The sequence below is a fragment of the Blautia sp. OM07-19 genome, from assembly GCF_003481595.1.
Classification (GTDB): Bacteria; Bacillota; Clostridia; order Lachnospirales; family Lachnospiraceae; genus Blautia_A; species Blautia_A intestinihominis.
Window position 1 is genome coordinate 1 of the sequence record NZ_QULA01000051.1, and the last position, 14722, is coordinate 14722.

At 47.0% G+C, this 14722-nt stretch carries 12 protein-coding genes, 1 tRNA gene and 1 other annotated feature; of the genes, 12 read left to right on the top strand and 1 reads right to left on the bottom strand.

The genetic code is table 11. The features are described from left to right. Nucleotides 1-140: 140 nt before the first annotated feature. On the bottom strand, nucleotides 141-1235 hold the full coding sequence (aroC, locus tag DXC01_RS18790) for a chorismate synthase (RefSeq protein WP_118252380.1): 1095 nt from the start codon (nucleotides 1233-1235) through the stop codon (nucleotides 141-143). Nucleotides 1236-1505: 270 nt separating this feature from the next. Here aroC and DXC01_RS18795 point away from each other — a divergent pair, with 270 nt between their 5' ends. The 12 genes from DXC01_RS18795 to DXC01_RS18855 all read left to right on the top strand — a co-directional run bounded on the left by DXC01_RS18795 (nucleotide 1506) and on the right by DXC01_RS18855 (nucleotide 14661). Then, a complete protein-coding gene (locus tag DXC01_RS18795) occupies nucleotides 1506-2447 on the top strand; it encodes a magnesium transporter CorA family protein (protein ID WP_022214634.1) in 942 nt (313 codons plus the stop codon). A gap of 66 nt (nucleotides 2448-2513) precedes the next feature. Beyond that, nucleotides 2514-3365 carry a hypothetical protein gene (locus DXC01_RS18800; RefSeq protein WP_118699604.1) on the top strand — a complete coding sequence of 284 codons (852 nt, stop codon included), beginning with the start codon at nucleotides 2514-2516 and terminating at the stop codon, nucleotides 3363-3365. A gap of 32 nt (nucleotides 3366-3397) precedes the next feature. Then, a complete protein-coding gene (locus DXC01_RS18805; RefSeq protein ID WP_022214632.1) occupies nucleotides 3398-4690 on the top strand; it encodes a diaminopimelate decarboxylase family protein in 1293 nt (430 codons plus the stop codon). An 80-nt stretch (nucleotides 4691-4770) separates the two neighbouring features. After that, nucleotides 4771-4850, top strand: a tRNA-Leu gene (locus tag DXC01_RS18810). 216 nt (nucleotides 4851-5066) lie between these two features. Next, entirely contained in the window at nucleotides 5067-6938 is a 1872-nt protein-coding gene (gene ftsH, locus DXC01_RS18815; protein ID WP_118699605.1) for an ATP-dependent zinc metalloprotease FtsH, read from the top strand. Nucleotides 6939-7101: 163 nt separating this feature from the next. After that, nucleotides 7102-7437, top strand: coding sequence for an anti-sigma factor family protein (locus tag DXC01_RS18820; protein ID WP_118699610.1), 336 nt, complete (start codon nucleotides 7102-7104; stop codon nucleotides 7435-7437). Nucleotides 7438-7480: 43 nt separating this feature from the next. Next, nucleotides 7481-10120: a DNA polymerase I gene (polA, locus tag DXC01_RS18825; RefSeq protein ID WP_118699606.1), complete on the top strand. Its 2640-nt coding sequence runs from the start codon at nucleotides 7481-7483 to the stop codon at nucleotides 10118-10120. A gap of 1 nt (nucleotide 10121) precedes the next feature. Further along, complete coding sequence (coaE, locus tag DXC01_RS18830; protein ID WP_118699607.1) at nucleotides 10122-10712, top strand: dephospho-CoA kinase; 591 nt, start codon at nucleotides 10122-10124, stop codon at nucleotides 10710-10712. Beyond that, entirely contained in the window at nucleotides 10709-11506 is a 798-nt protein-coding gene (locus DXC01_RS18835; protein WP_118699608.1) for an MBL fold metallo-hydrolase, read from the top strand. Before coaE ends, DXC01_RS18835 begins: the two co-directional genes overlap by 4 nt. A gap of 17 nt (nucleotides 11507-11523) precedes the next feature. Continuing rightward, nucleotides 11524-11796, top strand: coding sequence for an ACT domain-containing protein (locus DXC01_RS18840; RefSeq protein WP_022215458.1), 273 nt, complete (start codon nucleotides 11524-11526; stop codon nucleotides 11794-11796). A gap of 34 nt (nucleotides 11797-11830) precedes the next feature. After that, complete coding sequence (locus DXC01_RS18845; RefSeq protein WP_022215457.1) at nucleotides 11831-13195, top strand: PFL family protein; 1365 nt, start codon at nucleotides 11831-11833, stop codon at nucleotides 13193-13195. Nucleotides 13196-13291: 96 nt separating this feature from the next. After that, nucleotides 13292-13539, top strand: a binding site (T-box leader). A gap of 99 nt (nucleotides 13540-13638) precedes the next feature. Continuing rightward, on the top strand, nucleotides 13639-14661 hold the full coding sequence (locus tag DXC01_RS18855; protein WP_118699609.1) for an ABC transporter substrate-binding protein: 1023 nt from the start codon (nucleotides 13639-13641) through the stop codon (nucleotides 14659-14661). The last annotated feature ends 61 nt before the right edge of the window (nucleotides 14662-14722 follow it).

A 14722-nucleotide genomic window follows, 5' to 3' on the forward strand; every position in this document is an offset into this window, starting at 1 on the left:
GGAACCGCATGTCCGGTGGTGTGAGAGGTCGGCGGCAAAAGCCGTCTCCTACTCGATCAGACTAGCCAATATATGTGTTTGAAACATCTGGTAAATCCAAAAACTTCCCACACCGATATGGTATGGGAAGTTTTTGAATATTATTTCTGGTAAAATTCCTGAATACGATCCATCTGGGATGTCATATTGGAAAAAAGTGCATCCACGATCGCCAGGGCGCACATGGACTCTACAACAACAACGGCTCTCGGCACGATAACAGGATCATGGCGGCCATGGATCTCAAGAGAAGTTTCCTCTCCGCTGTCTGTGACGGTATTCTGTGGCTGGCTGATCGATGGGGTCGGTTTGACCGCAGCGCGGAGGATGATCTCACTTCCGTCACTCATTCCACCCATAATGCCGCCGGCGTGATTGGAATTCTTGGTGATCTGTCCGTTTTCCATATGGAAACCATCGTTGTCCTCGGAGCCTTTCATCGCAGAAACCTGGATTCCATCGCCAATCTCCACCGCTTTGACAGCACCGATCGACATGACTGCCTCGGCAAGAACGGCGTCCAGTTTTTCAAAGACCGGATTTCCGAGACCGGCAGGAACGTTTTTGATTCGGCATTCGATGATACCGCCTGCGCTGTCCTGATTCTTCATGCATTCTTCTAGATAAGCCCCTGCTGCCTCGGCTGCCTTGGCGTCCGGCATATAGAAAGCGTTTTTGCTGATCTCTTCTGCATCAAAACTTTCGATCTTTACAGGTCCAATAGATTTGGTGTAGGTGTAGAAAGAGATCTCGAGAGTTTCAAGAATCTTTGCTGCGATCGCCCCTGCTGCCACACGACCGATCGTCTCACGTCCTGAAGAACGGCCGCCTCCGCGGTAATCACGGAAACCATATTTGGCATCAAACGTAAAATCGGCATGTCCCGGACGATAGGTGTAAGCGATGTTGCCGTAATCCCTGGAACGCTGGTCTGTGTTTCTGACTATGAGTGAGATCGGAGTTCCGGTTGTTTTTCCCTCAAAGACACCAGAGAGGATCTCTACAAGATCGCCTTCCTTACGTGCGGTGGTGTAGCGGCTCTGACCAGGCTTACGGCGGTCAAGGAATTTCTGGATATCTTCTTCGTTGAGAGAAAGACCGGCAGGGCAGCCGTCTACGACAGCTCCGAGAGCCTTGCCATGGGATTCTCCCCAGGTGGTAACGGTAAAATGATTCCCAAAACTTGATTTATTCATAAATATATGATTCCTTCCTGAAATATACTGTCCGATATGGTAAAAACCATGCAGACAACCATATTTTAACACGTTAACCCGTGAAAAACAACAGGATAGACAAGGTTTCCGGTGCTTCTATTAAAATTGTGTAAATCCAAAACGGTTGGAATTGACAAAGAACAACACACAACTTATAATGAAAATTGTGTTTGACCTATGGGTTAACAAAAGTTGCTGTGAATGAAATGAGCAGTAACAGACAAATAAGAGTGGAAGGGGAGTGGAATCGTGGTTAGAATGTTTCGAACATCAGATGGAGCGATCCATGAGATTCAGGAACCGCAGGACGGCTGCTGGGTTGCACTGACAAATCCGACAGCGACAGAGATTTTTGAAATTTCAGAACAGTTCCAGATTGAGGTCGACGACCTGCGAGCTCCTTTGGATGAGGAAGAGCGTTCCCGTATCGAGGTAGAGGACACTTACACACTGATCCTGGTGGATGTCCCGATGATCGAGGAGCGTAATGATAAGGACTGGTATGGTACTATTCCGCTTGGTATCATTGTCACAGACAAAATGATCTTTACGATCTGCCTGGAAGACACACAGGTACTGACGAGATTTATGGAAGGGCGTGTCCGCAATTTCTTTACTTATATGAAGACACGTTTTATCCTGCAGATCTTGTACAGAAATGCAAGTATGTACCTGCGCTATCTGCGTATTATTGACAAGAAGAGTGAACAGGTGGAGGAGAAACTACACTTTTCACCGCGAAATCAGGAGCTGATCGAGCTTCTGGAACTGGAGAAATCACTGGTATACTTTACGACATCTCTTCGTTCCAATGAAGCTGTTCTGGAGAAACTGATCAAGATCGAGAGCATCAAGAAGTATCCGGAGGACACCGAACTTCTTGAGGATGTTATCATCGAGAACACGCAGGCGATCGAGATGGCGAATATCTACAGTGGTATCCTTGCCAACATGATGGATGCGTTTGCGTCAGTTATTTCCAACAACCTGAATGACGTCATGAAGATCCTGTCTGTGATCACGATCGTTATGAGTATCCCGACGATCGTGTTCAGCGCTTATGGAATGAATCTGAATCCCTCAGGTATGCCGTTTTCCAGCATACAGTGGGGATTCCTGATCGTCATACTGCTTTCGATCGTGGCAAGTATCGTGGCGGCGATCTTCCTGTCAAAAAAGAAATATTTCTAACATTTCTAGCAGGGGGATTCATCTTTCCAAACAGTATAATGACTGAAAAGGAGAAAAAGTGATTTTATGAATTGGATTGATAAACTGGAACGTAAGTTTGGACGATTCGGGGTTGAGAACCTGACGATGTATGTGATCATCTGTTATGTGGTGGGGTATTTTCTTGCCTATTTTAATCCAAGTCTGCTGAGTCTGCTGAGTCTGGAACCGGCATTGATCTTGCGAGGACAGATATGGCGTATTATAACATGGGTGATTTATCCGCCAAGCATGAGTAATGTTCTCTGGTTTGTGATTGCTATTGTGTTTTTTTATTATCCTATCGGAACATCATTGGAACGTACCTGGGGAAGTTTCCGTTATACGCTTTATATATTTTCGGGAATTTTATTCTCTGTGATCGGCGCATTTATTCTCTATTTTATAACAGGGGCCTATGGAATTGGATCTTTATTTAATACTTATTATATAAGTTTATCAGTATTTCTGGCATATGCCCTTAGTTATCCGGATATGCAGATCCTTCTGTGGTTTGTGATCCCGATCAAGATGAAATGGATGGCAATCGTCTATGGTGTGATGGTTCTCTACGATATGATCACTTATCTGAGAATGGGACTCTGGGTATATGTAGTTCCGATCATAGCCTCTCTTCTGAACTTCGTGCTGTTCTTCTTCAGCACAAGAAACATGCAGCGATATAATCCTAAGGAAGTTCACAGAAGAAGAGAGTTCAAGAAAGCGGTCGCACAGAGCAGAGTCAATCCGGCAACAGGAGGTATCACCAAGCACAAATGCGCAATCTGCGGCAGAACAGAGAAGGACGATCCGAACCTGGAATTCAGATTCTGTTCCAAATGCAATGGAAATTATGAGTATTGTCAGGATCATCTGTTTACGCATCAGCATGTGAAATAACAGGTAATAATAAAAACGAGGAGATATACATTATGAAAAAAGAGCCGTTTGTAACATTAGACAAGCTGAAAGAGATTACAGCACAGTATCCGACACCGTTTCATCTCTACGATGAAAAAGGAATCCGCGAGAATGCAAAAGCATTAAAAGAAGCATTCGCATGGAACAAAGGCTTCAAAGAATTTTTTGCTGTAAAGGCAACTCCGAACCCGTATCTGATCCAGATCCTTCAGGAGTACGGCTGTGGCTGCGACTGCTCTTCCATGACAGAGCTGATGCTTTCCAAGGCGATCGGATGCAAAAAAGGTGATATCATGTTCTCTTCCAACGATACTCCGGAAGCAGAATTCCGTTATGCAGATGAGATCGGCGGAATCATCAACCTGGATGATATCACACATATCGAAGCAGTAGAGCGTGCTGTAGGCAAGATCCCGGAGACGATCAGTTGCCGTTACAATCCGGGCGGTGTGTTCAAGATCAGCAATGATATCATGGACAACCCTGGAGATGCAAAATACGGAATGACAACAGAGCAGATCTTTGATGCTTTCCGTATCCTCAAATCCAAAGGAGCCAAGAATTTCGGTATCCATGCATTCCTTGCCAGCAATACCGTAACAAATGAGTATTATCCGATGCTTGCAAAAGTAATGTTCGAACTGGCAGTAAAACTTCACGAAGAGACAGGAGCAGACATCAAGTTCATCAATCTTTCCGGTGGAATCGGAATCCCGTACAGACCAGATCAGACTCCGAATGATATCCGAGTGATCGGTGAAGGTGTCCGCAAGGTATATGAGGAAGTTCTTGTTCCGGCTGGAATGGACGACATTGCGATCTACACAGAACTTGGACGTTTCATGATGGGACCGTATGGCTGCCTGGTAACAAAAGCCATCCATGAGAAACACACCCACAAAGAATATGTCGGTGTAGATGCCTGCGCAGTAAACCTGATGCGTCCGGCTATGTATGGTGCATACCATCATATCACCGTTATGGGCAAAGAGGACAAACCATGCGATCATCTCTACGACATCACAGGATCTCTCTGCGAGAATAACGACAAATTTGCGATCGACCGTTACCTTCCGGAGATCGAGATGGGCGACCTGCTTGTAATCCACGATACAGGAGCACACGGATTTGCAATGGGTTACAATTACAATGGTAAACTCAAATCCGCAGAGATCCTTCTCCATGAGGATGGAAGCTTCGAGATGATCCGAAGAGCAGAGACACCGAAGGATTATTTTGCAACTTTCGACAGCTTCCCGATCTATGAGAAACTTCTTGAGGACGAAGATAAACTTTACAAATAATTTTTGTTATTATTACAGATAATTCCAAAAAACACTTGCAGGGAACCGGAAATTATGATAATATAATTTTCGGTTCTTGTGCCGCTGTGGCGGAATTGGCAGACGCACTTGACTCAAAATCAAGCGGGAAACCGTGCCGGTTCGAGTCCGGCCAGCGGCACTTACAGAAGCTCTCTGAATGGTTCAGGGAGCTTTTTTCTGCCCTTAAATAACTTCCAGTCGAAAAACGCTTTATGAAAAGTTTATAAAAATTCATACAATGAACATTGAATAACCATGAAAAAAATGGTATGGTACATGACATAAATGATTTCGAAAGAATACGGGAATGCTGAATATACCGAATGATTTCGAAGAGATGGAGGACAGAAGATAAATGAAATTTGGTAACAAGAAACCAGAAAAGATACCAATGTATGTCTATTACATCATTGCCGGTATCATTATCATTCTTCTGAACATGCTCGTAGTTCCGGCAGTGCAGGAACGAAGCGTGCAGAAGACAGATTATTCTACTTTCATACAGAGCGTGGAGAAGGGTGAAGTCACCAAGGCCACAGTAGAAGAAAATTATATTTACTATGAGATCGGCTCCGAGGATTCAGACGATGCCGTTCTCTGCAAGACCGTCAAAATGGACGACCCGGATCTTGTAAACCGTCTGCTGGATGCAGATGTGACCATGGACGAAGTACTTCCTGAGAGCCCGTCTATCTTTATGACACTTCTTTTGAGCTATGTAGTGCCGATCGTGATCTTTATCTTTATCGGACGCTGGCTCAGCAAGAAGATGATGGCATCCATGGGCGGCGGCCCTGGAGGAGCGATGTCCTTTGGAAGGAGCAATGCCAAAGTCTACGTCAAATCATCCACAGGGATCAAGTTTTCTGATGTGGCAGGAGAGGACGAGGCGAAGGAGCTTCTGACAGAGATCGTTGACTATCTCCACAATCCGCACAAATATACAGAGATCGGAGCTTCCATGCCAAAAGGTGCCCTCCTTGTAGGCCCTCCAGGAACAGGTAAGACCCTTCTTGCCAAGGCTGTTGCAGGTGAGGCAGAAGTACCATTTTTCTCTATCTCCGGTTCTGAGTTTGTAGAGATGTTTGTTGGTATGGGTGCCGCCAAGGTCCGTGACCTTTTTAAACAGGCGAATGAGAAAGCACCTTGTATTGTCTTCATCGATGAGATCGATACCATTGGTAAGAAGCGTGACGGTGCCGGATTCACAGGCGGTAACGATGAGCGTGAGCAGACACTGAACCAGCTTCTGACAGAGATGGATGGTTTTGACGGCTCCAAGGGTGTTGTGATCCTTGCCGCAACAAACCGCCCGGATTCCCTGGACCCGGCACTTCTCCGTCCGGGACGTTTTGACCGGAGGATCCCTGTAGAACTTCCAGATATCCAGGGACGTGAGGAGATCCTCAAAGTCCATGCGAAGAAGATCAAGATTGCAGATACCGTCAGATTTGACGAGATCGCCAAGGCAGCAGCAGGTGCTTCCGGTGCAGAACTTGCCAACATCGTCAATGAGGCAGCTCTCCGTGCTGTCCGTGACGGACGTAAGTTCGCAACACAGGCAGACTTCGAGGAGAGTATCGAGGTTGTTATCGCCGGTTATCAGAAGAAGAACCGTGTGCTTTCCAACAAGGAGAAACTGATCGTATCCTACCATGAGATCGGGCATGCGCTGGTCGCTGCGAAGCAGACAGAGTCCGCACCGGTCCACAAGATCACGATCATCCCGCGTACTTCCGGTGCGCTTGGATACACCATGCAGGTCGATGAGCAGGAACACTACCTCATGACCAAAGAAGAACTGGAAAACAAGATCGCTACATTCACCGGTGGACGTGCGGCGGAGGAGCTGATCTTCCACTCCATCACAACCGGAGCATCCAACGATATCGAGCAGGCGACCAAGATCGCAAGAGCGATGATCTCACGCTATGGTATGAGTGATGATTTTGATATGGTTGCGATGGAAACAGTCAGCAACCAGTATCTTGGCGGCGATTCCAGCCTTGCATGCTCTTTTGAGACACAGACACTTCTGGACAAGAAGGTTGTAGACCTTGTCCGCACCCAGCATGAGAAGGCGCTCAAGATCCTTCAGGATAATATCGGCAAGCTTCATGAGCTGGCGAAGTATCTCTATGAACATGAGACGATCACAGGCGAAGAATTCATGAAGATCCTTGAGGCTCCGTCAGAGATCCCGGGTGTAAGCCTTACAAAAGAATAAAAGACACCGCTATTTTGAGCGTGCGGCAGAAGAACAGAAGACAGTTCCGGCGAAATTCGTTGAGAACTGTCTTTTTTTATGCTATACTACGAAGAAGAATGAATACTGCCCGGTCGGAATGGGCAGCCAGACAGAAATAAGGGAGGTGCAGTCGGTGTCGGGAATGGATTGCAGAACAGCAGAGAGTATGGTCACACGTTTTATCGATCACAGTCTGTCTGTGAATGAACTGGAGGAATTTCTGGATCATATAGAGACCTGTCCCTCCTGCTATGATGAACTGGAGACTTATTTTATCGTACATGAGGCAATGCAGCAGCTTGATGAGAAGGAGGACGGGACAGTCCTTGACTTTAAGAAACTTCTGGAGCAGGAGATCCGGAGATCCAGACGCTCTATCCGGCAGAAGAGGGGGATTCGTTTTACGCTGGGGCTTATCTGCATGGCAGCCGCTGTGGCCTTGTGCGTGTTTGTGATCTTTGCTATATTAGGGAAATAAAGAGCATCGAGTGTGAGCCAAAATGTAACAGGAGGACAGAAACTTGAGTGAAAAAATATTATTGATAGATGGACACAGCATACTGAACCGCGCTTTTTATGGGCTTCCGGATCTGACCAATTCAGAGGGGAAACATACAGGCGCGGTTTATGGATTTTTGAATATCCTTTTCCGCATTCTTGAGGAGGAAAAACCAGATTATCTGACTGTTGCGTTTGACCTTCATGAGCCGACGTTCCGCCATAAGATGTACGAGGCATACAAAGGCACGAGAAAGCCGATGCCGTCAGAACTGCGTGAGCAGGTACCTCTGATCCGGGAAGTACTCACGTCCATGGGAGTCAAGACCGTATCCATGGCAGGATATGAGGCAGATGACCTTCTTGGCACACTGGCGTTCCGAAGTGAGAAACAGGGGATGGATGTCACAATCCTTTCCGGAGACCGTGACCTTCTCCAGCTTGCGACAGACAAGATTATGATCCGTCTGCCAAAGACATCCCGGGGCAAGACAACGATCGAGAATTTCCATGCAGAGCAGGTTCTGGAGAAATATCAGGTAACACCGCCGCAGATCATTGAGCTCAAGGCCCTGATGGGAGACTCCGCCGACAATATCCCGGGGATCCCGGGTGTCGGAGAGAAAACAGCGACCAAACTGATCGTACAGTATGGCTCCATTGAGAATGCACACGAGCATCTCGAGGAAGTGAAGCCAAACAAGGCGAAGGAATCTCTCAGGGAGCACTACGATCTGGCAGTCTTAAGCAAGACCCTGGCAACGATCAACACGGACAGCCCGCTGGAATTTGCCTACGAGGAGGCAAGGCTTCAGGATCTTTATACGCCGGAAGCTTACGAACTTTGCAAACGTCTGGAATTCAAGAACCTTTTGAGCCGTTTTGATGCGGCAAGTGTGTCACAGCAGACGATGACAGATGACTTTTTTACCTGCGAAGACCTTTCTGGGGCAGAGGCACTTTTCCAGAAGGCAGCAGCGAAGCCTTATGTCGGCGTAGAACTTCTCTGTGACAGGGAAGACGTTTACGGAGTCGGGATCGCACTGGAGGAAGAGGAAGTTTATCATATTCCGGCGCAGGGGCTTATGACAGGCGACTATCTCTGCGGTAAATTAAAAGAACTCGCCGACACGACGGTCCTCTGCTGCATGGATGTCAAGAGCGTTCTGAAACATGTGAAACTTACAGAAACTTCCCATGTGTTTGATACAGGAATCGGTGTATATCTTCTGAATCCGCTGAAATCTTCCTACACTTTCGACGACGTGGCAAAGGAATATCTCGATGGGAAACTCCTTCCGACCCGTGAGGACCTTCTTGGCAAGGACAGCATCCAAAAAGCCTGGGAAAAATCCTCCGAAGGACTGGGGACCTACGCCTGCTATGTGGCATATACAGCTTTGGCGTCCAGAGGACCGATCGAAAAAACCCTCCACGAGACGGAAATGTGGAAAGTCTACACAGAGATCGAGCTTCCGCTGGTATTTACCCTGAATTCCATGGAAGAGTGGGGAATCCGTGTCAAGGGCGAAGAATTAAAGAGCTACGGAGAAAAATTAAGCGTCCGCATCCAGGAACTGGAAAAAATGATCTGGGAGCAGGCAGGAGAAGAATTCAACATCAACTCCCCGAAACAGCTCGGTGTGATTCTGTTCGAAAAAATGGGGATCCCGGGCGGCAAGAAGACAAAAACAGGTTATTCTACAGCCGCAGATATCCTTGAGAAACTTGCACCGGAACATGAAATCATCAAAAATATCCTGGAATACCGCCAGCTTGCGAAACTCAAATCCACTTATGCAGACGGACTGAGTGCCGTGATCGAACCGGATGGAAGGATCCATTCCACCTTTAACCAGACGATCACAGCGACGGGACGTATCAGCAGTACGGAGCCGAACCTTCAAAACATTCCGGTCAGAATGGAACTCGGACGGCTGATCCGCAAAGTTTTTGTGCCGGAAGATGGTTTTGTATTTCTGGATGCAGACTACTCGCAGATCGAACTTCGAGTACTCGCGCATATGTCCGGGGACGAGAAGCTGATCCAGGCATACAGAGAGGCACAGGATATCCACCGCCTGACAGCATCTCAGGTATTCCACGTTCCGTTTGACGAAGTGACACCACTGCAGCGAAGAAACGCCAAGGCGGTCAACTTTGGTATCGTATATGGGATCAGCTCCTTCGGACTCAGTCAGGACTTAAGCATCACCCGCAAAGAGGCGGCTGCCTATATCGAGAAATATTTTGAAACTTATCCAAAGATCAAGGGATTTCTGGATGAACTCGTTGCAACGGGCAAAGAAAAAGGCTATGTGTCCACCATGCTCGGACGCCGCCGCCCGATACCGGAATTGAAATCCAGTAATTTCATGCAGCGGTCTTTTGGCGAACGAGTGGCGATGAACTCCCCGATCCAGGGAAGTGCGGCAGATATCATCAAGATTGCGATGAACCGCGTCTATGAGAGGATGAAACAGGAAGGACTGGAGTCAAGGCTTGTCCTTCAGGTACACGATGAGCTTCTGATCGAGACAAAGAAAGAAGAGATCGAAACCGTTTCAAAGATCCTGGAAGAAGAAATGAAGGGTGCTGCACATCTCTCCGTGGAGCTTGAGATCGACATGCACGAAGGCGAAAACTGGTATGAGGCAAAATAAAATGAAGATCATAGGAATCACTGGCGGGGTCGGTGCCGGCAAGAGCACTGTCCTTGACCATCTCGAAAAACAATACAATGCCTGTGTGCTCCAGGCGGACAAGATCGGTCATCTTGTCATGGAGCCGGGCGGCATCTGCTATGGGCAGGTGATTGCATTATTTGGAAAACAAATCATAAAAAATGATAAAACCATTGACCGGAAGATGGTTTCTGATGTAGTATTTGCCCATGAAGAAATGCGGCAGAAACTGGATGATATCATCCATCCGGCTGTAAAAAGCTATATTCTGGATAAGATCGAAGAACAAAAAAAGGCAGGCTATACGCTCATGATAGTGGAGGCTGCACTTCTTCTGGAAGATCATTATGATGCATTTTGTGACAAAGTATGGTATATTCATACAGACCAGGAAATCCGGATCGAACGTCTGATGAGCAGCCGCGGCTACACAAGAGAGAAAGCCGAAAACATCATCGCACGTCAGGCAACGGAAGGATTTTTCCGGGAACATGCGGATTATATCATACAGAATAATGGAGATCTGGACGAAACATGGCGTCAGATCGAAGAAGGGATCAGGGCATTATGAGATTTTGCAGTATTGCAAGCGGCAGCAGCGGAAATTGTATTTACATAGGATCTGAGCAGACACATATGCTGGTGGATATCGGGATTAGCGGGAAGAAGATGGAGGCAGGGCTTAACAGCATTGACCTTACCGGACGCGACCTGGACGGGATCCTGATCACCCATGAGCATTCTGATCACATCAAGGGACTTGGAGTGATCGCGCGCAGATACGGACTTCCGGTCTATGCGACGGAAGGGACGATAGATGCAATGCTGGAGAGCGGATCCCTGGGAAAACTTCCTGAGGGGATCTTTCATGAGATTCGGGAGGATGAAGCTTTTCATGTCAAAGATCTGACCATCAATCCGTTTGGCATCCCCCACGATGCGGCACAGCCTGTTGGCTACCGCGTGGAATGTGGAGACAGCTCCGTAGGGATCGCGACGGATCTTGGTAAATATGATGAGTATATTGTCGAAAATCTTCAGAATCTGGATGCCCTTCTTCTGGAAGCAAACCATGATATCCGGATGCTTCAGGTAGGCAGATACCCTTATTACCTGAAACAGAGGATTCTGGGTGACAGAGGGCATCTGTCCAACGAAAATGCAGGCAGGCTTCTGTGCCGTCTCCTCCATGACAACATGAAGGCAATTTTTCTTGGACATTTGAGCAGGGAAAATAATTACGAAGAACTTGCTTACGAGACTGTATGTTCAGAGGTAACACTGGGAGACAACCCTTACAAATCAAAAGATTTCAGAATTCAGGTAGCGCACAGAAATTTTGCTTCTGAGGCAGTTACCGTATAAGAGAAAGGGAGAAAGTCATGAAAAAAACAATCATTACAGTAGTAGGAAATGACACCGTAGGAATCATTGCAAAGGTATGTACCTATCTTGCAGACAACAACGTAAACATTCTGGATATTTCCCAGACTATCGTACAGGGGTATTTTAACATGATGATGATTGCAGACACCAGCGGTTCAGAGAAGGATGCTGCAACTATTTCAAAGGAACTTTCTGAAATCGGCGACAAGATCGGTGTAGTGATCCGCTGCCAGCATGAAGATATTTTCAATGTAATGCACAGAATCTAAAACCTTGATAAACCTTATACAAAGGAGCACCGACATGATAAATATTTTTGAAGTAAACGAAACAAACAAAATGATCGAGCAGGAGAATCTGGATGTGCGTACCATCACCATGGGAATCAGCCTTCTGGACTGTATCGACAGTGACCTTGACACTATGAACCAGAAAATCTATGACAAGATCACCACAAAGGCAAAAGACCTCGTAGCTACCGGTGATAAGATTGCAACAGAGTTTGGAATCCCGGTTGTAAACAAACGAGTTTCCGTGACACCGATCGCTCTCGTAGGCGGCGTGGCATGTCACTCCACCGAGGATTTCGTATCCGTTGCCAAAACTCTTGACAGAGCTGCCAAGACCATCGGAGTCAACTTCATCGGCGGATATTCTGCACTTGTAAGCAAGGGAATGACACCGGCAGAGGAACTTCTGATCCGTTCTATCCCGCAGGCACTTGCTGTGACAGAACGCGTGTGCAGTTCTGTAAATGTTGGTTCCACCAAGACCGGTATCAACATGGATGCGGTCAAATTAATGGGCGAGATCGTTCTGGAGACAGCAAAAGCTTCCAGAGATCAGGATTCCCTTGGCTGCGCGAAACTGGTCGTATTCTGCAATGCGCCGGATGATAACCCGTTCATGGCAGGAGCTTTCCATGGCGTAACAGAGGCAGACTGCATCATCAACGTTGGTGTCAGCGGCCCTGGCGTTGTCAAGACAGCTCTGGAATCCGTTCGTGGAGCAGACTTCCAGACACTCTGTGAGATGATCAAGAGAACCGCGTTCAAGGTAACACGTGTAGGCCAGCTTGTTGCACAGGAAGCATCCAAACGTCTTGGTGTGCCGTTCGGCATCGTTGACCTTTCCCTGGCTCCGACACCGGCGATCGGCGACAGTGTTGCTGAGATCCTTGAGGAGATCGGTCTTGAGAGAGTAGGAGCACCGGGAACCACAGCAGCTCTTGCACTTTTGAACGACCAGGTCAAGAAGGGCGGCGTTATGGCAGCTCAGGCAGTCGGCGGATTAAGCGGTGCGTTCATTCCGGTCAGCGAGGATCAGGGAATGATCGATTCTGTAAATCTTGGTGCACTGACACTTGAGAAACTCGAAGCTATGACCTGTGTCTGCTCTGTAGGTCTTGATATGATCGCAATCCCAGGAGATACCAAGGCATCTACCATCGCCGGAATCATTGCAGATGAATCTGCGATCGGTATGATCAACCAGAAGACAACAGCAGTCAGAGTGATCCCGGTGATCGGCAAGGGCGTAGGCGAGACCGTAGAGTTTGGCGGACTCCTTGGTTATGCACCGATCATGCCAGTAAACCAGTTCTCCTGTGAGGCATTTGTAGAGAGAGGCGGACGTATCCCGGCTCCGATCCACAGCTTCAAGAACTAAGGCAGGATTAATTGCGATACCTTTGACAGTGAAAAAATCTCGAAGAAGTCAAAAAATGATTGACAGGGAGAATTTCGTGTGGTAAAGTATAAAACAACAAAACCGATGAGGAAGAAGAGTAAATGATCCGGCAACATTCCAGAGAGCAGGTACTGGTGGAAGCCTGTATGAAGCGGATGATCGAATGGCCTTCCGAGGGCAGTCCGAAATTTGAATCCAGAGAGTAGGCACTGACGGGAACCGAACCCGTTATCAATCAGGAGTGTATGTTTGTACATGAGAAAGTGGACGATACGTCAATTTGAGTGGTACCGCGATAATAAGAAATTATTACCGTCTCAAGCATAGCTTGGGACGGTTCTTTTTTTCTCATGGAACATAAAAGTACTGTGAACAAAGTGAACAGTAACGCATAAAATGCAGAAAGAGAGAGGAAAAAGACTATGAAAAAAAGAATGTTAGTAATCGCAGCAGCAGTAGCAGCCAGTGTGATGATGGCTTCACCGGTAATGGCGGATGATTTCAAAATAGGTATCTGTAACTATGTAGATGATGCCTCCCTGAACCAGATCGTAGATAACATCCAGTCCCGCCTTGAGGAGCTCGGCGAAGAAAAAGGTGTCACCTTTGATGTATCTTATGATAACTGTAATGCAGATGCCAGCGTTATGGAACAGATCATTTCCGATTTTCAGGCTGACAACGTAGACCTGATGGTTGGTGTGGCAACACCGGTAGCGATGCGTATGCAGTCTGCAACAGAAGGAACCGAGACACCGGTCGTATTTTCCGCAGTATCTGACCCGGTAGGATCCGGACTTGTAGATTCTCTGGATGCTCCAGGTGCAAATACTACAGGAACCAGCGACTATCTGGATACTTCTTCTATCATGAAACTGATCCAGGCGCAGAATCCGGATGTAAAGAAGATCGGACTTCTCTATGATGTAGGACAGGATTCCTCCACAACAGCAATCCAGGAAGCTAAGGATTATCTGGACAAAGAAGGTATCGAATACGTTGAGCGTACCGGAACTACAACAGATGAAGTTCAGCTTGCAGCAGAGGCACTGATCGCTGACGGTGTGGATGCAGTTTTTACACCTACAGATAATACCATCATGACAGCAGAGCTTTCTATTTATGAAAAATTTATTGATGCGGGAATCCCACATTATACAGGAGCAGATTCCTTTGCACTGAACGGTGCATTTGTAGGTTATGGTGTCGATTATGCGAACCTTGGACAGAAGACTGCTGATATGATCGCAGACATTCTGGTAGATGGGGCGAAACCGGCCGAGACAGCTGTTGAAACATTTGACAACGGAACTGCAACAGTAAATACAGAGACCTGTGAAGGGCTTGGACTTGATTTAGAAACTATCAAAAAAGACTTTGAACCTCTCTGCACACAGGTAAATGAGATCACCACTGCAGAAAACTTTGATGATATAGAAAAATAAAGTAACCTATTGTGCTACTTCAAATAAATTATATGAAAACCTGTAAATGCGCAAAGAATCC